Origin of the sequence: Tsukamurella sp. USMM236, from assembly GCF_037148755.1 — a bacterium.
Lineage (GTDB): Bacteria > Actinomycetota > Actinomycetes > Mycobacteriales > Mycobacteriaceae > Tsukamurella.
The window spans coordinates 416,519-435,962 of record NZ_JBBCSS010000004.1; the positions used below are offsets into that span (position 1 = coordinate 416,519).

Here is a 19,444-nt window from a genome sequence, read left to right on the forward strand (position 1 = left end):
CACGGTCAGGAGATGAGACCCGCGAGGCGCTCCGCGGTGCCGCGGGCGACTTCCTCGGTGGGCGCCTCGACCATGACGCGGACCAGCGGCTCCGTGCCCGACGGGCGCAGCAGGATCCGGCCGGCCTCGCCCAGCGCGGCCTCCTCCGCGGCCAGCGCCGCGGCCAGGTCCGACGAGGCCATCGCCGCAGCCTTGTCGATCACGCGCACGTTGACCAGCACCTGCGGCAGCACGGTGAGCACCGACGCCAGCTCGGCCAGCGAGGAGCCCGTCTGCGCCATCCGCTCCATGATCTTGAGCCCCGTGAGCACGCCGTCGCCCGTGGTGCCGAGCGCCGGGAGCACGATGTGCCCCGACTGCTCGCCGCCCAGGGCGTAGCCGCCGGTGCGCAGCTCCTCGAGCACGTACCGGTCGCCCACCGCAGCGGTCCGCAGCGTGATGCCCGCGGCCTTCATCGCCAGGTGCAGGCCGAGGTTGCTCATCACCGTCGCGACCAGCGTGTGGTCGGTGAGCTCCCCCGCCTCGTTCATCGCGATCGCGAGGATCGCCATGATGGCGTCGCCGTCGATGGTGCGGCCGGCCGCGTCGATCGCGAGGCACCGGTCGGCGTCGCCGTCGTGACCGAGGCCGAGGTCGGCCTCGTGCGCGAGCACCGCCGCGCGCAGGCTCTCGAGGTGCGTCGAGCCGCAGTCGCGGTTGATGTTCAGGCCGTCGGGCGCGTCGTGGATCGCGATGACCTCGGCGCCCGCGTCGCGGTAGGCCTTGGCGGCCACCGTCGAGGCGGCGCCGTTCGCGGCGTCGACGACGACCTTCAGGCCCGTGAGCGGGACGTGCACCGCGGACTCGAGGTGCGCGACGTACCGGTCGACCGCGTCGAAGGCGCGCTTGACCCGGCCGATCGCGGCGCCCGTGGGGCGGGGCGGGGCGGGATCGTCGAGGGCCGCCTCGATGGCGTCCTCCTGCGCGTCCTCCAGCTTGTGCCCGCCGCAGGCGAAGAACTTGATGCCGTTGTCCGGCATGGGATTGTGCGAGGCGGAGATCATCACGCCGAGCGCGGCGTCGTACTCGGCCACCAGGTGGGCGACGGCGGGCGTGGGCAGCACGCCCACGAGCAGCACGTCGACGCCGGCGCTGGTCAGGCCCGCGGAGACCGCGGCCGACAGCATCTCCGACGAGGCCCTCGGGTCCCAGCCGACGACGGCGAACGGCCTCGTCCGGCCCTCGAGATCATGCGCACCGAGCACCGCCGCGGCCGCGGCCGACAGCCGCAGCGCCAGGTCGGCGGTCAGATCCTTGTTGGCCAGGCCGCGCACACCGTCGGTCCCGAACAGACGCCCCATGGGTCAGTACCTCACACGTAGAGATGGGTGGAAACGAGACCAGGGCAGGCGCCCGCACGGATGCGGGTGCCTGCCCTGGTGAAAGCCTGCAATCAGCGCTTGCTGTACTGCGAAGCCTTGCGGGCCTTCTTCAGGCCGTACTTCTTGCGCTCGACGGCACGCGGGTCACGCGTGAGGAAGCCGGCGCGCTTGAGCGCGGGGCGATCCTCGGGCGAGACCTCGATCAGCGCGCGGGCGATGGCGAGGCGCAGCGCGCCCGCCTGGCCCGACGGGCCGCCGCCGGTGAGGTTGGCGGCGATGTCGAAGGACTCGAGGCGCTCGACGGTGACCAGCGGGGACTTCACCAGCTGCTGGTGCAGCTTGTTGGGGAAGTAGTCCTCGATGGTGCGGCCGTTCAGCACGAAGTTGCCGGTGCCGGCGGTCAGACGCACGCGGACCACGGCCTCCTTGCGGCGGCCGACGGTCTGGATGGGGCGCTCGACGACGACGGGGCCACGGGGGGCGCGGGTCTCGGCCGAGGCCTCGGGGGTCTCCGAGGTGTACTCGTTGGGAACGACCTCGGCGTCGGTCTCGTTGTTCTCGATCGTGTCGCTCACTGCTGCGCCACCTGCTTGATCTCGTAGGGAACCGGCTGCTGCGCGGTGTGGGGGTGGTTCGGGCCGGCGTAGACCTTCAGCTTGCCGCCGATGGCGCTGCCCAGCTTGTTCTTCGGGATCATGCCCAGAACAGCCTTCTGCACCACACGCTCCGGGTTCTTGGAGCCGAGGACCTCGCTGATGGTGCGCGAGCTCAGGCCGCCCGGGAAGCCCGAGTGGCGGTAGTGCCGCTTGTCGGTGAGCTTGGCGCCCGACAGGGCGACCTTCTCGGCGTTGATGATGATGACGTAGTCGCCGCCGTCAACGTTGGGGGCGTAGGTCGGCTTGTGCTTGCCGCGCAGCAAGGTGGCAGCTGCGACGGCGAGGCGGCCGAGCACCACGTCGGATGCGTCGATGACGTGCCACTGCCGGGTCACGTCACCCGCCTTCGGGGTGTAAGTAGGCACAGGAGATCCTCTGCTCGATGGTTCGATGCCGGTCCCATGTGCGGCAAGAGCGCTCCCGGCGACCAACGGAGACCCGGGGCTCGACTCCGCATCGCACCCCGGTCCTACGACCGGAGGGCAGCGCGGCGCCACACACCAGCGGACCAGAGTACGCGGGTGCCCCGCCGCAGGTCAAAACGGCCTGATCCCTGCCCGACGGTGCCGCGGCTCAGGGTCCGGTAGGGGGCTTTCCCGGATGTGGTGGGGCACCGTCGGGAAATAGCGTCGAGGACATGACCACCCCGACCGTGGAGGCGCCCGCCGCGCCCGCGACCGATACCCCGCCCCCGCGCTGGACCACCGCCCAGCTCATCGGCTTCCGCCTGCTCTTCACCCTGGGCGGCGGCCTGACCATCCTCTCCGTCTTCGGCAGCCTGCAGTTCGCGCCCGTGATGTCCGTGGTGCAGGGCCCGTTCGCCCGGCTCGGCGCGCTCGTCACCGGCACGGAGCTGCAGCTCCCCGAGCTGAACAGCTCGGGCGATTCGATGGGCATCTGGCAGTACCACATCGGCTGGGCCGTGGTCGCCGTCGTGATCACCGCCGTCTGGACGTTGCTCGACCGGGGCCGTGGCGACTACCGCAGCCTCGGCGGGCTGCTCTGGCAGGTCGGCCGGATCGCGCTGGCGAGCGGCATGATCTTCTACGGCCTGGGCAAGGCGATCCCCACGCAGATGGGCTTCATGCAGCTACCGACCTACGCGCTGCAGCCCGCCGGCGACATCAGCCGGATGAACATGCTGTGGGGCTTCATGGGCGCCTCGGACGGCTACTCGATCGTGACGGGCCTCGTGGAGCTGATCTCCGGCATCCTGCTGCTCTCGCGCCGCACCTGGATCCTGGGCGCGCTGGGCTCGATCGTCTCCATGGTGCAGGTGCTGCTCATGGACAGCTTCTACAACGTGCCGGTGAAGTTCCTCTGCTTCGAGTTCCTGGTGATCGCGATCGCCCTGCTCGCGCCGCAGTGGCTGAACCTGATCCGCGCGGGCTTCGGCCGTGCGACGGGGCCGATGCCCGCGATCTGGCCCGCCGCGGGTTCCGACCGGACGTGGCTGCGCCGCACGGGCAAGACGGCGGCCGTGCTCGCCCTCATCGCGATCACCGGGGTCGGCCTCGCCGCCGGGGTCATGATGAAGTCCGCGCTCTCGGAGACGCGGGGCGACGTCGACGGCACGTGGCACGCCACGTCGTTCCGGGTGGACGGTCGCGAGGCGGCCCTCGCCACCGACCCGGCGTGGATCAACGTGGCCATCACCTACCGCGGTCGCGGGATGTGGGAGGCCGCGGGCGAGACGTACAACGCCTTCGTCACCCAGGACTCCGCGGCACGGGTCACGCCCTGGCTCCTCGACGTCAGCGACTCCGCGCTCACGATCAAGCCGAGCAAGTCCGGCCCCGAGACGGTGCTGCAGTACGCGCAGCCGGACCGCGACCGCCTGACGATCAGCGGGCGGGTCGACGGCCGCGAGATCGTGGCCGCCTACGAGCGGCGCCCGATGAAGCGGGACTCCGAGCCGCTGCGGTTCACGCACCCCGTCCCCGACGAGGACGCACCGACCCTCGACTTCCCCTGAGCCCCGTTACATCTGTCACTAGGAGTGGTCGTGAGCCGGACTTACGATGACGGCATGAGCGCACCCCAGAGCCCCCTGGGCCAGTCCGCACCGTCGAACCATCCCGGGCCGGGGGTGCCGCCCCTGCCCGGTCCCCCGCCGCTGCCGGGGCCCCCGCCGCCGTCCGAGCCGCCCGCGCCGGAGCCCGTGTGGTCGAACGCGCAGAAGCTGGCCTTCCGCCTGCTGTTCGTGCTCGGCGGCGGCATCCTGCTGCTGTCCGTGTACGGCAACGCGGGTCTCGCCATCCTGTGGAACGCGTCCGGCATCTGGTGGCTGCTCGCGCAGATCGGCAGCTTCGTCACCACCGGCGGGGGCGTCGACATCGTCATCTCCGGCGGCGGCGACAACCGGTGGCAATGGTCCATGCACCTCGGCTGGATCCTCGTCGGCCTGGTGATCGTGGTGGTGTGGACGGCGCTCGACCGGAACCGCCCCAATTACCGCTCCCTGCTGGGGCTGCTCGGCGTGTTCGCGCGGTTCGCGCTCGCGCTGTCGATGCTGTTCTACGGCATCGCCAAGGTGATCCCCACCCAGATGGGCTTCATGGCACTGCCCTCGCACCAGCTGCAGCTCACCGGCGACACCAGCCTGTTCTCCACGCTGTGGGGCTTCATGGGCGCGTCGGTCCCGTACATGGTGATCACCGGCCTGGTGGAGCTGACGGCGGGCGTGCTGCTGCTGTGGCGCCGCACCGCGGTGCTGGGATCGCTGGTCGCGATCGTCGCGATGGGCCAGGTCTTCCTGCTCAACCTGTTCTACGACGTGCCCGTGAAGATCATCGCGGGCGAGCTGCTGATCATCGCGATCGCCCTCACCGTGCCGTACGCGCCGAACCTGGTGCGGGCCGCGCTGAACCGCCCGACCGCGACCCCGGTGCCGCCGCTGCCCGTCGCCGGCGCGAGCCGCTCGTGGGCCCGGATCACCGGGCAGGTCCTCAAGTTCGGCATCGCGGGGATCCTGATGATGGTGCTCACGGCGAGCGGCGCGCTCATGACCTACGTGATCCACACCCCGCGCTCCGACCTCGACGGGGTCTGGCGGGCCACGTCCTTCACCGTCGACGGTGCCCCTGCCGGGCTCGCCCAGCGCGATCCGGCGCCGTGGTCGAACGTGGCGATCACCCTGCGCGGCAACGACTCCAACGCGGCCCTGAAGTCGCTGAGCACCGCGTACGACAGCGTGGTGACGCAGGAGCCCTCCGGGTACACCACCGCGTGGGGGCTCGAGGTGGACGGCGACGTGCTCGCGCTCCGCAAGAAGGAGGGCGACGCTCCCCTCCGCATCACCGCGCGCGTCGACGGCGACAAGCTGCACCTGAGCGGCACCGTGGACGGCAAGCGCATCGACGGCGTCTACGAGCGCCGGTACATGGAACGGGAGCGATCGCACTTCCGCTTCGTCCAGCCCGACGATTCCGGCGCCGCCGGCCCGGAGCAAGGAGGTTCCTGACATGACCAGACCATTCCGCTTCGCGGTGACCGCACTGCCGGTGCCGCAGCTCGGCGACTGGGCGACCTACGCCCGGTCGGTGGAGTCCGACGGCTTCGACGTGCTCGCGCTCCCCGAGAACTACCCGCTGCCCGACGGTTTCACCTCCGCCGCGGTGGCGCTGGGCGCGACTACGACGCTGGAGGTGGCGAACTACGTGGTGGCCGCGCCGCTGCACGATCCGAAGCACGCGGCGTGGCAGGCGCATTCGCTGGCGACGATCAGCGGCGGCCGGTACCGGTTCGGCATCGGCACGGGCCGGCCCGACGTGGCCGGCGACGCCGCCGCCCTCGGCGTGCCCTTCGGCACGGGCGCCGAGCGCCTCGCCCGCGTCGTGGACACGCTCGACGCCCTGGCCTCGCTCGACGGTGCCGGGCACACCCCGGTGCTCATGGCCGCGGGCGGCCCGAAGGCCCTCGCGGTGGCGCGCGAGCGGGCCGACACGGTGGCCGTCGCGACGGCGCCCACCACCACGGCCGAGGCCCTCGCGGCGCTGACGGCGCCGCTGCGGGACCGGGTGGAGCTGGCCTGCTCGATCTTCGCGGTGAACGGCTTCGCGCCCGACTACGTGAGCGCCTTCATCGGCACCGACCTCGACGCCCTGCGCGCCGTGGACTCCCCCGCGCTGGTGGACGGCTCCGTGGACGAGATCTGCGAGACGCTGATCCGCCGCCGCGAGGAGTACGGCTTCTCGCTCATCGCGCTCGGCGGGCACACCCTGGAGGCGATGCGCCCGGTGGTCTCGCGCCTGGCCGGGACGTGACGCGCCGACGCTGCCCGTCCCCGACCGTGCAGGCGCATGATGGAGGCATGCGCCCAGAACTGAGGTCCGTGCCCGGTGCCGCCCCGCAGGGCGTGGTGTTCGGCGATCCGCACGTCACGCCCGACGGGACGACGGTGATCACCGTCTCCCGAGTGCGGCGCCGGCGCAGCGGCGAGGACCGCGTCTCCGCGATCGGCGTCTACTCCGTCCGGGACGGGCAGGCGGTGTGGTCGCCGGCCGTCGACGCCGACCGGATCGCGCTCATCGGGGTGGCGACCGGCTTCGTCGCCGCCACACTCGCGACCCTCGCCGTGCTGCGTCAGCCCCCGTGGCCGGTGATGACCGGGACGATCACAGCGATCCGGGACCGGTAGCGCCCTCCGGTTCGTCGACCATCGCCACCTGCACCAGCTCCACGCCGCGCGCCCGGGAGACCCAGGTGCCGCGGCCGGGCGGCTGCGGCGACATCTTGACCGCGCCCAGAACGATGCCCTCCTCGCGGGAGCCGCTCATGACGAGGCCGTCGGCGGCGAGGTCGCGGATGCGGGCGAGGAAGCTCTCGTACAGGCCACGGGCGAGGCCGCCGCTGCGCCGCGCGACGATCACCTTGAGGCCGATGTCGCGCGCCTGCGGCAGCAGCTCCAGCAGCGGCGCCAGCGGGTTGCCGGTGGCGCTCGCGACGAGGTCGTAGTCGTCGACGATCAGGTAGATGTCCGGGCCGGTCCACCACGAGCGGTCCTTGAGCTGCTGCGGCGTTACGTCCGCACCCGGGCAGCGCTCGCGCAGGACCCGCTCGAGGTGCGCGACCATGGGGCTCAGCGCATCCGATGACGAGGCGTAGCCCGCGAGGTGGTCGCTCTCGATCACGCCGAGCAGCGTCCGGCGGTAGTCGACGAGGACGATCTTCGTCTGCTGCGGGGTGCCGCCGGCGACGAGGCCCGCGATGATCGTCCGCAGGGTCTCGGTCTTGCCGCATTCACTGTCGCCCAGCACCAGGAAGAAGGGCTGCGACTCGAACTGCAGTGTCGCGGCGGCGAGCTCGGATTCGCCGACGCCGAAGACGGCGTGCGTGGGCGGCGCGTCCCGGCGGGCCGGGATCCGGTCCCGGAGTACCAGATCGGGCAGCATCCGCACCTCCGGCGCGTGGTCCGCGTACCGCTCGCCGATCTCGGCGACCAGTGCCTCCTGCGCCGCGGGCAGGTCCTCGGACTCCGCGCCGCAGGGCAGCGCGACGAGCATGTGCAGCTGATCCGAGGTGATGCCGCGACCCGGCCGGCCGACGGGCACCGAACCCGCCACCCGACGGCCCATCTCCGAATCCATCGGATCGCCCAGCCGCAGCTCGATCCGCGTGCCCAGCTGGTCCTTCACCGCGGGGCGGACCTCGCCCCATCGCGACGCGGCGATCACCAGGTGCACGCCGTAGGACAGACCCTGCGCGGCGATGGCGTTCACCTGCGGCTCGAGCGACTCGAACTCACTGCGCAGCACCTGCCAGCCGTCGATCACGAGGAAGACGTCGCCGAACGGATCCGCCGCCGCGGCGGGGTGGGCCCGGTACTGCTCCATCGACGCGACACCGTGCTCACGGAAAGCCGCCTCCCGCCGCCGGATCACGCCCGTGACCTCCGCGACGGTGCGCCGCACCCGGTCCGGGTCGAGGCGGCCCGCGACCGAGCCGACATGGGGAACACCGGCGATGCTCGCGAGCGAACCGCCACCGAAATCGAGCGCGTAGAACTGCACCTGCCGCGGGGTGTGCGTGAGCGCCGCCGAGACGATCAGAGTGCGCAGGGCGGTCGACTTGCCCGACTGCGGACCACCGACGACGGCGACGTTGCCCTGGGCGCCGTTGAGATCGACCAGCAGCAGGTCCCGCCGCTGGTCGTACGGCCGATCGACCACGCCGATCGCGACGCGCAGCGGCGTGGAGTCGTTGCGCCGCAGGTGCTGCGCCAGCTCGCCCACCGCAGCCGACTCGTCGAGCGGCGGCAGCCAGACCTCGTGGGCGGGCAGGCCGTGCCCGGCCAGGCGCGCGACCATCGTCTGCAGGAGCGACGGTGCGCCGACCCCTGGCGCGGATCCGCCCGACGGGGCGGCCGGAGGCACGGGATCTCCCGGCTGCGCGGGAATCCGCATGAGCCCCTCGGGAAGCCCGGGCGACCGCCGCCGCTCGATCGGAGCCGCCGCATTGAGGTATTCGCGGACCGCGACGCTACCGACCGTGCCGCGGCGCACCGCCGCCGCCGCGGCGGCGGGTGGCTCGTACTCGCCCGAGACATAGCTGGCGTGGAAGCGGCGCGGCGGGTCGGCGTCGAACTTGAGGAAGCCCGCGCCCGGCGTCGACGGCAAGTGGTAGGCGTCCGGCACGCCGAGGACGGCTCGGGACTCGCTGGCGGAGAACGTCTTCAGTCCGATCCGGTAGGACAGGTGCGAATCCAGCCCCCGCAGCTTGCCCTCCTCGAGCCGCTGCGAGGCGAGCAACAGATGGATGTGCAGCGACCGGCCGAGGCGGCCGATCGCGACGAACAGCTCCGCGAAATCCGGCTTCTGCGAGAGCAACTCGGAGAACTCGTCGACGATGACCACGAGCGCGGGCATCGGCTCCAGCGGAGCACCCGCGCGGCGGGCCTTCTCGTACTCACCGACATTGGCGAAGTTCCCCGCCCGGCGCAGCACCTCCTGCCGTCGGTTCATCTCGCCGGAGAGGGCGTCGCGCATGCGGTCGACCATCGCGATCTCCTCCTCGAGGTTCGTGATGACCGCCGCGACGTGGTTCAGCGACTCGAGGCCCAGGAAGGTCGCACCGCCCTTGAAGTCGACGAGCACCAGGTTCAGGGCCTCGGGCGGATGCGTGGCGACCATCGAGAGCACCAGTGTCCTGAGGAACTCGGACTTTCCCGATCCCGTGGCCCCGATGCACAGGCCGTGCGGACCCATGCCGTTCTCCGCGGCCTCCTTGAGGTCGATCTCCACCGGCTCGCCCCGCGGCCCGACCCCGATCGGTACCCGCAGCCGCTCGCGGGCGGTGCGCTCGCGCCACACCGTCTCGGGCGTGACCGCGGCGGCGTCGGCGATGCCGATCAGGGCGGGCAGGCCCGGATCGCTCGCGCCCGCGTCACCGTCGAAGTCGAGCAGCTCGGCCATGGACGCCGGGCGGAACCGGCCGATCCGGCGGGCCGTGACCTGCGCGGCGCCCGCGGTCACCGCGTCGGGCTGCGCGAAGTACTCCACCCCGCCCGCACTGCGCGCGCCCAGCCGCCGGGCGTCGTCGATGACCAGCTGCAGGCCCCCGCGGACCGCGAGCGAGTCGGGCTCGGGCGAGAGGTCGAGCACGGTCACGCCGTCGATCCCGACGGCCGCGTCGAGCGCGCCGCCGGGCGTCACGGCGATCCCGCGGTCGAGCAGGATCACGTAGTGCGCACGCGCGGGATCGACGGGCGCGGAACGCGCGAACGGCCCGCGATCGGCGAGCTGGGGCGCGATGGCGTCCTCGAGCTCCGCTGCCGAGCCGTAGACCGTCCGCACGGGACCGAGGCTGTCGCACTCCGTCGGATGCGCCACGTGCGGCAGCCATTTCAGCCAGCCCCACTCGGCGGAGTCGACGTCGGGAGCGGCGACGACGATCCGCACGTGGTCGGGGCCGTGCAGGGCCGCGAGGGCGAGCAGCATCGCCCGGGCGACGTCGAAGACCTCGGCGCGGGGCCCGCTCAGACCCACGGCGGGGAAGCCGCGCAGGGCCACCGCGACGGGGAGCCCGGGCACGGACGCGCCGTGCCGGACGAAGCGGCGCAGCGCCACCGTCGACACCGGTTCGAGGTCCTCGAGCGGGCCGGTCTCCGGCGGCACCAGGCGGGTGGCGAGGCGCTGGCTGCCGACGCCGACGCGCACGTGCAGGAAGTCGGGGTCGGCGGGCCGGCGCTCCCACATCCGGCGGGTGCCGACGCAGCCGGGCAGCGCCGCCGGGTCGGGGTGGATCCACTCCAGGGCTGCGCGCTGCTCCGTGCGGGTGCGATCCACCTGTGCCCGGATCTGCCCCAGGTACCGCAGGTAGTCCTTGCGGTCCTCGTTGAGCTCGGCCGCGGACGTCCCGTTGCCCCGGTTGTTCATGCCGTACATGCCGAACATCGACATCAGCATCATGATCGGGAACATCATCATGAACGGGCTCTGCATCATGGCGCTGCCCGAGGTGAACATCAGCGCGATCATGCCGAGTACGGCGACCACCATTACGACGGGCAGGAGCTTGCCGAGCAGCCCGCCCGGAACCGCGCGCGGGATCTCGGGCGGCGCCTGCAGCGCCACCTCGCCGCCCGGCGTGCGCGGCGGCGCGAGTCGCTGCTTGCGCGCGAAACCCTCTGTGACGGGCTCGAAAACCACGTCGGTCGTGTCAGTCACCCTCGGTCTCCCCCGGGACTGCGGCGCGCCCCCACGCGCCGTCGTGGCATCACTGTGCACCCTCGCGATCGCACGCGGAAGACTTTCCGCGAACTTCGCGCGAATGGGAACCGATCGCCGACCTGGTGCGTCCAATGAGTATCGGGCCCTGTTCCGCGGGCGCGGATGACGGCATGCGAGGGGACGCTATGACCGACGTGATGGAGGAGACGACCGCCGAGGTGGCGCGGCTGAGCCGCGTCTCGGTGCTGTGCGGCGGTGCGCAGGTGGACGTCTCCCTGCCCCTGCTCACGCCGACGGAGGTGCTGATCCCGGAGCTGGTGCGACTCTTCGGCGACCGGATCGGCGGCTCCGCGGAGTCGGCGTGGTCGCGCCCCTGGCGCCTCGCGCCGGTCGGGGGCGAGCCGTTGCCCGGTCCGCAGACCCCCGCGGATGCCGGCATCGCCGACGGTGCGCTGCTGGTCCTGTTCGTGGCGGAGGCGCCGCCCCCGCCGCCGATCTTCGACGACGTCTTCGACCGCACCGCGGCCGATCTCGTCGCGAGCCGGCGCTGGGACGAGCGGGCGGCCCTGATCGTCGGACTCGTGGTGCTCGGGCTGGCGACGCTCGCGACCGGGGCGGTCGCGCTGCGCCTGGGCCTGGCCCCGCGCAGCGCCGACGGCGCCCGGCCCGCGGTCGACCACGTCTTCGCGCAGCTGTGGTGCGGCGCAGCGGCGCTGGCGCTGCTCACCGGATCCCTGCTCTCCGTCCGCCGGATGGCCGCTCCCGGGCCGGTGCCCACCGCGCTCGCCGTGTGCGCGACGGCGCTCGCCGGGGCGACCGGCGTCCTGATCGTGCCGCTGGGCGCGGACGGCCGGTACGGCCCCGCGCACGGGCTCCTCGCCACGGCGACGGCGGCGGTGGCCGCGCTGGTCGCGCTGCGGTTCACCGGCCGCGGCACGGTGGTGCACACGGCGCTGCTCGCCGCGGCCGCGCTCGCCGGACCGGCGATGTTCGCCGCGCTGTGGCTGCCCGGGCGGCGGGCCGCGATCGCCGCCACCATCGCGATCGCCGCCTACCTCGTGCTGGTCTTCGCGGCCCGGATCGCCGCCGTGGCCGCCCGCCTGCCGCTGCCGCACGTACCCGCGGCCGGAGAGCGGATCGACCCCATCGACGACGACCCGCCGCCCACCGTCGCCGGGATCGGCGCGGTGGCAGCGGGCCTGGACGAGGACCAGCCCGAGCGCGTCGTCCCGCCGCGTTCCGCCCTGGCGCAGCTCATCTGCACCGGGATCACCGTGGGTGCCGCGGTCGCGGGCGCGATCGCCACCCTCGCCGTGGGCGCCGCGTCCCGCGAGCTTCCGGGCCATCACCTCGCCTTCGCCCTGGTCATGGCCGTCGCCTTCTGCCTGCGCGGCCGCACCCACACGGAGCCGCTGCAGGCGGGAGCGGGCGTTCTCGCCGGGGCGGTCATCGCGATCGGCACCGCCACCAGCCTGGCGTGGGGCTTCGGCTCGTGGCCGGTGATCGGTCTGGTGGGCCTCGCGCTGATCGGGGTGCTCGCGCTCGCGTGCGGCGCGCTCGCCCCCGGCGTCGTCTTCAGCCCGGTGCAGCGGCGTCTGGCGGAGCTCGGCGAGTACCTCACGATCGCCGCCGCCGGGCCCCTGTTGGGCTGGGTGTGGGACGTCTACGCGACCGTCCGGAACCTCTGATGGGTCGGCGGATCCGCGCCGCGACCGCGGCGGCGGTGCTCGCGCTCGCCGTTCCCGCGGTCCCCGTCGGGCCCGCATCCGCCGATCCGCCGCCCGACGGTGCGCCGCGCGGCCCCGTCGCCCCGCTCGCCCCCACGGTCCAGCGGTCCCAGTGCAACACCTTGCGCACACAGCCCGGAACCGACTACACGCGTGCGGATCACGCCGCCCGGTCCCTGCGCTTCGACCAGGCCTGGCGGTTCACCCGCGGCGAGGGCCAGAAAGTCGCGGTGATCGACACCGGGGTCACGCCCCACCCACGGCTCGGCGAGGTGATCGCCGGCGGCGACTACGTCTCGTCGGGCGATGGTCGCGACGACTGCGACGCTCACGGCACGGCGGTCGCGGGCATCATCGCGGGTCGGCCCGCCCCGGGAGACGCCTTCGCGGGGGTCGCTCCCGCGGCGTCGATCATCGCGATCCGCCAGGCCAGTGCGGCCTTCGAGGCCCAGCAACGCGGCGCCAACAGCCACGGCAACGTGACCACCATGGCCTACGCCGTGGTGCGCGCGGTGGACCTGGGCGCCACGGTGGTCAACATCTCCGAAGTGGCCTGCGCCGGTTCGGCGTCCGCGCTCGGCGACGATGCTCTCGGCCGGGCCGTGCGCTACGCCGCGGACCGGAACGTCGTGGTGGTCGCGGCCGCCGGCAACGTCTCCTCGGGCAGCGCCTGCGCCGAACAGAACGCGAATCCGGCTGCGCCGGTGACGATCGCCTCGCCGGCGCGGTTCGCCGACCAGGTGATCGCGGTGGGCGCGACGGAGCCGGACGGCCGGGCCGCCGAGTTCTCGCTCGCCGGGCCGTGGGTCACCGTCGCCGCACCGGGCACCGACGTGACGACCCTCGAGCCCCGCGGCGCGGGGCTCGCGAACGCGCAGGTGACCCGCGAGGGAACCACCCCGCTCGCCGGCACCAGCTACTCCGCGCCGTACGTGGCCGGGGTGGCAGCCCTGGTCCGGGCGCGGTTCCCACAGCTGACGGCGGCGCAGGTGCGCAATCGGATCCTGGCGACCGCGCGGCGATCCGCGGGGATGGGCGACGCGGGGATCGTCGATCCCGTGGCCGCGGTGTCGGCAGTGCTGCCCGGCGAGGTTCCCGCGCCGGGCCGGCTGGAGGTGTCCGCCGCGCCGGCGCCGGACACGCGTCCGCGGACGTACGCCCTCGCCGGAGTCGCGCTCCTGGCCGTGGCCGCTGTCGCGGCGTGCCTGGCACGCCGCTGAGACTCAGCGGTCGACGGTGATCGGCGTGCCGTCGCGGGTCACTGCGGCGGCGGCGCGGGTGAGGTCGGGCCCCGCGGGAATCGCGGCCAGCACGGACCAGGCCACCGGTCGCGCCTTGTGCTGCAGGCCGAGGATCTGGGCCGTCGCCGCGTTCGGGATGCCGTACCGCACCCCCGAGTCCGAGACGTAGAACAGCCCGTCCCGGCGCTCGCCGCCGGGTTCGGCCGCCACCACGTACTCGCCCGAGCCGGACGGGATGGACGCGAAGTCGAGGGCGTCCCCGGCACCGTCGGCACCGGCGAGCGCGACGGGCTCACCCGGGCCGGGCGCGGCCCGGAAGGTCCGCAGTTCGACCGTGCCGCCGCCCGCGCCGTCGGTCGACGCGGCCGCGCAGATCACGGGTGCGTCGCGCACGGTCCGTACCGCGGGGCGGCGATCGGGCAGGTCGGCGACCGGGACGGCGCGTCGAGTGGCCGCCGCGGCCACGGCGGACGCCGACACCGTCCCGATCGCGGTGCCCGCGGGGTCGCCGGCGCGGATCAGGTCGGCGGCCCACGTGCCGACGGGCTGCACGCCGTCGGCGAGGACGACGTACAGGCGGTCGCGGTCGGTGTCGGAGACGCGTACGACGTCGCCGACGCGGGACCCGCTCACCGCGTTCGACGGCTGGCCGCGACCCGGGATCTGCGGCACCGCGATGGCATCGATCGGCTCGAAGGCGTTGAGCAGGGGCGCGCTGATCGCGCGGGCCGCGGCGCCGTCGATCCCGGCGAGCCTGCGCACCAACGGATCCGACGGGTTCACCGGCGCGCGCACGCCCCGGAAGAGCAGGAAGTGATCGTCGTCCCGGCGGACGAGCACGGCGCCGTCGTCCGCGGTCCCGGTGTCGATCGAGGAGACCATCGTGTCGAGTCCGTCCCGCGCGGTGGGCCGGTCCGACGGCGCCGGCCGCGTGCGGTCGCACAGCAGCCACGGCGCGGCCCCCTCGGTCCACGCTGCGACGGGCCCGAGGATCTGCGCGGGCGCGCCGACGATGCCCACCTCTGGGCCGCGACGGAAGTCGCTGAGCCGCTTGTCCTTCACCGACGTCGGCTGCGCGGCCTCGCCGACGACGAGGCGCGCGGAGGCGAGCCCGGTGACCGGGTGGAGCACGTCCTCGACTCGGACGTACAGCGCGCCGGACTCCTTGGCCAGCACGATCTTCGCGTCGCCCACGGCGCCCTGCGGCCGGAGCAGGGCGAGCACGCCGCAGCCGCCGGTGATCACGAGCGCGAGCACCAGGCCGACGATCAGCGACCGCGACTGCGACGCCATCGGATCGGAGATCATGCGTGGATCCCGGCGCAGCAGCGCGTGGTCCATCCGCCGCAGGATGAACCGGTACCCGCTGACCTGTGCGCGCGTGGTCAACTGCTTCCGCATGACGCCCTCCCCCAAGGTGCGTGTCGGCCGCTTCCCCCGAAGCGGCCCTACAGGCCCTCAGATTACGGTACTTTCGGCGCACAGCAGCACGTTTCGGGGGAGACGGCGCTCTTTCTGGGGGAGACGGAACATGGAACAGGCGACTGGATCGACCGGACTCGTCGCGCCCGGGCGCTGGCACCGCGCTGCGTGGCCGTCCAGCGGCTCGGTCCTCCTCGCGGAGGCCGCCGCGGCCGCCGCGGGACTGGGTACCGCCGCCCTGGGCGGGCCGCACTGGGCGGCCGCCACTGCGGCGCTGACGGTCGGCGCGGGAGCCCTCGTCCGGGTGCGCGGGACGTCGGGCGCGGAGTACGCGGCGGACCGGCTCCGAGTGCATGCCGCCGCCGGCGCGCTCGTCGAGGCGGCGCCGTATCCGGGCGGCGGCGAGATCGGGGTCCGCCGCGCCGAGCGCCGGCTGACCGCGTTCGTGCGGCTCGCGCCGCCCGCCCCGCGGCTCGTGACGATGCTGCGGCCGGAGGACCCGGCGATCCCATTGCGCCTGCTGGCCGACCTGCTCCGGCACGCGGACACCCCGCTGGCGCGGATCGACCTGCTCCTCGCGGGCGGGCGGGTTCCGGGGGAGCCTCCGGCGCCGCGGATGCGCTACCAGCAGCTCCTCGGCCCACTGCACCGCTGGGCCGGGTCGGACGTGCTGGTCGCGGTGACGATCGATCCCGGCGACTGCTCGGCGGCGTGCGCGCGGCGGGGCGGCGGACCGTCCGGCGAACTGCGGGTCGCCGCACTCGCGGCGCAGCGGACCGTCGACGTGCTGCGCGCACAGGGGATCACCGCGGTCCCGCTGCGTCCCGCGGAGGCCGCCGGTGTCGACCCCGAGGCGCCGGCCGGCTCAGTCCCGTGCGATCCCGAGGCGCTCGCGCAGGGCGACCTCGGGCCCCTGTTCTCCATCGATGCACCCGGTCGCGCCGCCATCTCGGTGCGTGCGGGACGGTCGGGCGGGGTCCGGGTGGGGGCGTGGCGATCCGCCGACGGCTCGACGGAGGCCGGGCGGCGCGGCGATCACGAGGCCACCGGCCCGCAGGACGCGCTCGGGGCCGTGCACGTCCCGCTCGGCGGCTGCGGCCAGATCCTCGGCTCGGACGCGACCGGAGGACCGGTCGCGGCGCGGCTGCACGGCCGGGGCGTGCGCACCGTCTGGGCCGCCGTGGCCGACGATCCGGCGCGTCAGCTCGTGGAACGGGCCGTCGCCACCGGTGCGCGGGTGCTGATCGTGACGGGCCGGCCGGCGATGTGGCAGCCGCTCGTGAACTGGGTGGGATCGCCTCGCCACCTGTGGATCTCCGGCTGGCGCTACCCGCAGCAGCTCGCGGAGCTCGGCCCCGGCGACTACACGGTGACGGTGCTCGACGGCACCGCCGCGGGACTGACCCCGGGCGCGGTGGAGCCCTCGGGAACGGTGTGGCGGATCGAGCAGGCCGGGATCTCTCCCGTGACCGAGGCCGACGTCGTCCTCAGCCAGCCCCTGCCGGGGATGCTCACCGTGCGCACCGACGGTGGCGCGGCGACGCTGCGGCTCGTCGCGTAGCGCGGAAGACGAGCGGGCCCGGCAGCCGGAAGGCTGCCGGGCCCGCTCGCGTGCGGTGGTGCGGCTACTGCCACCCCGCCGCGGCCTTGGAGTTGGTCTGCTGCATGGACACCACGGCGTTCTCGGCCGCGGTCTTGACCCGCGTCAGCAGGTCGTTGATGTCCTCGAAGCCGGTGTTCCACCGCGTCTGCACCGCCTGGTAGGCGGTCGCGGACTCGGGGTCCTCCCACGCGGTCGCGAACTTGTTCTGTTCGGTGCGGATCGCGTCGGCCTGCTGAATCAGCACGGTGGTGCGCTGCGCGATGTCGTCCAGCGCGCCCCGGATGGTGGCGTAGTCGTATCGGATCATGTCGCTCATGCTTGTAGTCCCCCTATGTCTCTCGGATGCGGTCAGAGGCTGAGTGCCGTGATGGTGGAGGTGCTCTCCTCCTCCTGCGCGCGGTAGCTCGCGGTGTTGCCCGAGAGCATCGTGCTGATGTCGACGAGCGCAGTGTTGACCTTCGCCGCGCTCTCGTCCCACCGCGCCATCACGCCGAGGAAGGCGACCTGTGCCGCACCGGCCCACACCCCCTGCGTCGCCTCCACGTCACCGCGCAGCTGGCTCAGGGTCGCCTTCATCTGCGCCCCCAGGTCGTCCAGCGTGTCGGCGCCGGTCTTCATCGCCGCGAGTTCGGCCTTGGTCCCTGCCATGTCACAACTCCTCCCGCCGGACGTGCCGGCACCGTCGGCCCGCACCCGGATGGTGCGCGCCGTCCCCGGTCACGGCGTCCAGCCGCCCCCCGGAAGTTCTTCGCAGGCGCGCCGCAGCGCCCTGCCGATGCGGTGCGCGCTGCCCTCGGCGACGGAGATCCACGCCCCCGCGCCCGGCTCGCTCGCCGTCCGCACCACGACCCGCCCGGTGGGCGAGTCGATGACCGCGACCACCGCCGCACAGCGGTGATCGCCCGCGTGCACCGTGAATTCGACGCTGCGTTGCGAGCGCGCGAAGACCCGCCCGATCAGCCGCGCCGCATCCGCGTCGACCCCGATCGCGCGCAGCGCGGCGCCGATCTCCCCCGCGTCGCCCGCCCGCAGCGCCGCCCGCCCGGCCTCTGCCGGAAAGGACGCCGCAACAGCGGGATCCGCGGGAGCACCCGGCCCCAGGACCGGCGCGACGAGCGTCGCCAGCCGATCCGCGGAGCCGTCGCAGTGCGGCAGGTCGACTGTGGCGGTGCCCGCCGCGCGCACCACTCGCGCGGTGAGGTGGCCCGACCTGGCCAGGCACAGCCGGGTGAACAGCGCGCCCGTGGCGCGGGCCTCGATCCGCACCTGCGGCGCGGCGAGCACGCCCAGGGCGGTGGACTCGTCGGCGTCGAGCTCGGCCTGGGGCGCCGCGTCTGCGACGGGAGCGACTGCGCGCCGCGGGTCGGGCGGCGTCCAAAGCACCGGCGGCACCTCGGTGCCGAACCGCGCGCTGAGCGCGGCCACCGCGTGGGCGGTCACGGCTCCTCCACCATGGACTCGCCGTGGGCGCCGAGCACCGCGGGCGCGGCGTGGACCACGAAAGCGTCGGCCTCGTCGTCGATCCCCTCGGACGGCACCGCGCCCGTCGGCTGCGCCGCGTGCTTCGCCGCGGCCGCGGCGCCGGCCGCGCCCATCATGCCGGCGGGCATCATCGGGATACCGCGGCCGGCGGGCGACGTGGTGTTCGACGTCGGCGCGGGCGTCGTTCCGGTGCCGCCCTGGTCGCGCTGCAGCGCTCCGATCGGGAATGCTCCGAGCGCGGGCGCCGGCATTCCGACTCCGCCTCCGCCCGCACCGCGGCTCGTTCCCGATCCGCCCGTTCCCTTGTCCTTCGGCGGCTTCGTGCGTGATCCCGGCACCTTCGGAGGTGCGGCGAACTCCCACGGCGCGCGCAGCGGTTCCGCGGCCCGCTCGAAGCCTGCCATGACCGCCGCGGCGGTGCCGTGCGCCTGCTGCTCGACGCGCTCGGAATCCGCAGCGGCACCGACCAGGGCGGCGACCGCGGGTTCGGCACCGCCCGCCGCCGCAGCGGCCTGAGCGTTCTCGCGGTCCGTGCGGATCCGGGCGGCGTCCGCGACCGACGGCATCGCACGGGCCGCGGTCTCGTACGCCGCGCCCTGCCCGGCGAGCTTGGCCGCGTACTCCGCGAGATCCGCGGCGTGCCGGGCGAGCCATCGCGCGTACTCCGGCAGCGGGCCGGTGCGACGCACGTCGGACTCCTCACGACCCAGGTCCACCGCGCCGTCGAGCCGGACCACGAGTCGGTCGAGCTGGACGGCGGCCGTGCCGTACGCCGACGCGAGACGGGCGGTCTCCTGCGCGGCGGTGGTGAGCGGCTGTGCGCCCGCCCCGCCCAGCAGGTCGCCCGCGAGCCGCTCCGTGGTGCGGGCTGCCCAGTCGACGCCGGTGAAACCCGAATCGCGGAGCACGCTCAGACCACCAGGCCGAGGGTGGTGCCGAGCTCCGCGTCGCCGCGCTGCACGGTGGTGACGTGCCGCGACACCGCCTCGCCGAGGCGCCGCAGATCCGCGACCGCGGTCTCCGCTGCGCGGAGTTGGTTCTCCCCCATGCGCTGCGCAGTACGGGCCACCGTCTGCGAGACCTCGTCCCGGCCCGTGGCGGCCGGTGCGGCGTGCGCTTCGAAGCGCTTCTGCGCGCCGCGCAAATCCTCCACGATCCGCTCGATGCCGCGGGCGATCTCCCGCGCCTCCTGCGGATCCATGCTCAGCTTGCTACCGGACACGATGTGCACTCCCCCCCGAAGTAGTCCCTATCCATTAGACGCACCGGCTCCCGGTACGGTT

17 protein-coding genes are annotated in these 19,444 nt (G+C 73.8%); 7 read left to right on the plus strand and 10 right to left on the minus strand.

The genetic code is table 11. The features are described from left to right. Positions 1-5: 5 nt before the first annotated feature. From glmM to rplM, 3 genes are all read right to left on the minus strand, one after another. Positions 6-1,340: a phosphoglucosamine mutase gene (glmM, locus tag WFK95_RS16110; RefSeq protein ID WP_336671249.1), complete on the minus strand. Its 1,335-nt coding sequence runs from the start codon at positions 1,338-1,340 to the stop codon at positions 6-8. Between the two features lie 92 nt (positions 1,341-1,432). Beyond that, entirely contained in the window at positions 1,433-1,936 is a 504-nt protein-coding gene (gene rpsI / locus WFK95_RS16115; RefSeq protein ID WP_224651186.1) for a 30S ribosomal protein S9, read from the minus strand. After that, the gene (rplM, locus tag WFK95_RS16120) at positions 1,933-2,382 is read right to left on the minus strand and encodes a 50S ribosomal protein L13 (RefSeq protein ID WP_224651183.1); all 450 of its coding nucleotides are present in this window, start codon (positions 2,380-2,382) and stop codon (positions 1,933-1,935) included. The genes rpsI and rplM overlap by 4 nt, the downstream gene beginning before the upstream one ends. A 272-nt stretch (positions 2,383-2,654) precedes the next feature. On the opposite strand from rplM, the gene WFK95_RS16125 reads away from it, so the two are divergent. Genes WFK95_RS16125 through WFK95_RS16140 form a run of 4 tightly spaced genes read left to right on the plus strand, consistent with a single transcriptional unit; the run spans position 2,655 to position 6,656 of the window. Continuing rightward, positions 2,655-3,992 (plus strand): hypothetical protein, encoded by a 1,338-nt coding sequence (locus WFK95_RS16125; protein WP_224651180.1) that lies wholly within the window; start codon positions 2,655-2,657, stop codon positions 3,990-3,992. 54 nt (positions 3,993-4,046) lie between these two features. Beyond that, entirely contained in the window at positions 4,047-5,480 is a 1,434-nt protein-coding gene (locus WFK95_RS16130) for a hypothetical protein (protein ID WP_336671250.1), read from the plus strand. A 1-nt stretch (position 5,481) separates the two neighbouring features. Further along, positions 5,482-6,282 (plus strand): LLM class flavin-dependent oxidoreductase, encoded by an 801-nt coding sequence (locus WFK95_RS16135; RefSeq protein ID WP_224652001.1) that lies wholly within the window; start codon positions 5,482-5,484, stop codon positions 6,280-6,282. 47 nt (positions 6,283-6,329) lie between these two features. Beyond that, the gene (locus tag WFK95_RS16140) at positions 6,330-6,656 is read left to right on the plus strand and encodes a hypothetical protein (protein WP_224652003.1); all 327 of its coding nucleotides are present in this window, start codon (positions 6,330-6,332) and stop codon (positions 6,654-6,656) included. On the opposite strand, the gene eccCa is transcribed toward WFK95_RS16140, so the two are convergent. Then, entirely contained in the window at positions 6,634-10,683 is a 4,050-nt protein-coding gene (eccCa, locus tag WFK95_RS16145; protein WP_308011494.1) for a type VII secretion protein EccCa, read from the minus strand. The genes WFK95_RS16140 and eccCa overlap by 23 nt on opposite strands. Positions 10,684-10,871: 188 nt before the next feature. Here eccCa and eccD point away from each other — a divergent pair, with 188 nt between their 5' ends. Both eccD and mycP read left to right on the plus strand, forming a co-directional pair. Beyond that, complete coding sequence (gene eccD / locus WFK95_RS16150) at positions 10,872-12,374, plus strand: type VII secretion integral membrane protein EccD (protein ID WP_224652007.1); 1,503 nt, start codon at positions 10,872-10,874, stop codon at positions 12,372-12,374. After that, complete coding sequence (gene mycP, locus WFK95_RS16155) at positions 12,374-13,633, plus strand: type VII secretion-associated serine protease mycosin (RefSeq protein ID WP_336671251.1); 1,260 nt, start codon at positions 12,374-12,376, stop codon at positions 13,631-13,633. The genes eccD and mycP overlap by 1 nt, the downstream gene beginning before the upstream one ends. Before the next feature lie 3 nt (positions 13,634-13,636). Here the strand turns inward: mycP and eccB are convergent, their stop codons facing one another. Further along, positions 13,637-15,055: a type VII secretion protein EccB gene (gene eccB / locus WFK95_RS16160; protein WP_336671252.1), complete on the minus strand. Its 1,419-nt coding sequence runs from the start codon at positions 15,053-15,055 to the stop codon at positions 13,637-13,639. 130 nt (positions 15,056-15,185) lie between these two features. Here eccB and WFK95_RS16165 point away from each other — a divergent pair, with 130 nt between their 5' ends. After that, entirely contained in the window at positions 15,186-16,637 is a 1,452-nt protein-coding gene (locus WFK95_RS16165; protein WP_336671253.1) for a type VII secretion protein EccE, read from the plus strand. Positions 16,638-16,701: 64 nt separating this feature from the next. Here WFK95_RS16165 and WFK95_RS16170 read toward each other — a convergent pair whose 3' ends face one another. From WFK95_RS16170 to WFK95_RS16190, 5 genes are all read right to left on the minus strand, one after another. Next, the gene (locus WFK95_RS16170; protein WP_224650199.1) at positions 16,702-16,995 is read right to left on the minus strand and encodes a WXG100 family type VII secretion target; all 294 of its coding nucleotides are present in this window, start codon (positions 16,993-16,995) and stop codon (positions 16,702-16,704) included. A 32-nt stretch (positions 16,996-17,027) separates the two neighbouring features. Beyond that, the gene (locus tag WFK95_RS16175) at positions 17,028-17,327 is read right to left on the minus strand and encodes a WXG100 family type VII secretion target (RefSeq protein ID WP_224650197.1); all 300 of its coding nucleotides are present in this window, start codon (positions 17,325-17,327) and stop codon (positions 17,028-17,030) included. Positions 17,328-17,396: 69 nt separating this feature from the next. Beyond that, positions 17,397-18,119, minus strand: coding sequence for an ESX secretion-associated protein EspG (locus WFK95_RS16180; protein WP_224650195.1), 723 nt, complete (start codon positions 18,117-18,119; stop codon positions 17,397-17,399). Then, positions 18,116-19,069 (minus strand): PPE domain-containing protein, encoded by a 954-nt coding sequence (locus tag WFK95_RS16185; RefSeq protein WP_336671254.1) that lies wholly within the window; start codon positions 19,067-19,069, stop codon positions 18,116-18,118. Before WFK95_RS16185 ends, WFK95_RS16180 begins: the two co-directional genes overlap by 4 nt. Before the next feature lie 2 nt (positions 19,070-19,071). Then, positions 19,072-19,362: a PE domain-containing protein gene (locus WFK95_RS16190; protein WP_224650190.1), complete on the minus strand. Its 291-nt coding sequence runs from the start codon at positions 19,360-19,362 to the stop codon at positions 19,072-19,074. Between the last annotated feature and the right edge of the window lie 82 nt (positions 19,363-19,444).

Coding starts and splice junctions, on each gene's coding strand:
- WFK95_RS16175 (WP_224650197.1), bottom strand. CDS start 17,327: ATGGCAGGGACCAAGGCCGAACTCGCGGCGATGAAGACCGGCGCCGAC.
- WFK95_RS16140 (WP_224652003.1), top strand. CDS start 6,330: ATGCGCCCAGAACTGAGGTCCGTGCCCGGTGCCGCCCCGCAGGGCGTG.
- WFK95_RS16125 (WP_224651180.1), top strand. CDS start 2,655: ATGACCACCCCGACCGTGGAGGCGCCCGCCGCGCCCGCGACCGATACC.
- eccD (WP_224652007.1), top strand. CDS start 10,872: ATGACCGACGTGATGGAGGAGACGACCGCCGAGGTGGCGCGGCTGAGC.
- mycP (WP_336671251.1), top strand. CDS start 12,374: ATGGGTCGGCGGATCCGCGCCGCGACCGCGGCGGCGGTGCTCGCGCTC.
- WFK95_RS16170 (WP_224650199.1), bottom strand. CDS start 16,995: ATGAGCGACATGATCCGATACGACTACGCCACCATCCGGGGCGCGCTG.
- glmM (WP_336671249.1), bottom strand. CDS start 1,340: ATGGGGCGTCTGTTCGGGACCGACGGTGTGCGCGGCCTGGCCAACAAG.
- eccB (WP_336671252.1), bottom strand. CDS start 15,055: ATGCGGAAGCAGTTGACCACGCGCGCACAGGTCAGCGGGTACCGGTTC.
- WFK95_RS16135 (WP_224652001.1), top strand. CDS start 5,482: ATGACCAGACCATTCCGCTTCGCGGTGACCGCACTGCCGGTGCCGCAG.
- WFK95_RS16130 (WP_336671250.1), top strand. CDS start 4,047: ATGAGCGCACCCCAGAGCCCCCTGGGCCAGTCCGCACCGTCGAACCAT.
- WFK95_RS16190 (WP_224650190.1), bottom strand. CDS start 19,362: ATGGATCCGCAGGAGGCGCGGGAGATCGCCCGCGGCATCGAGCGGATC.
- WFK95_RS16165 (WP_336671253.1), top strand. CDS start 15,186: ATGGAACAGGCGACTGGATCGACCGGACTCGTCGCGCCCGGGCGCTGG.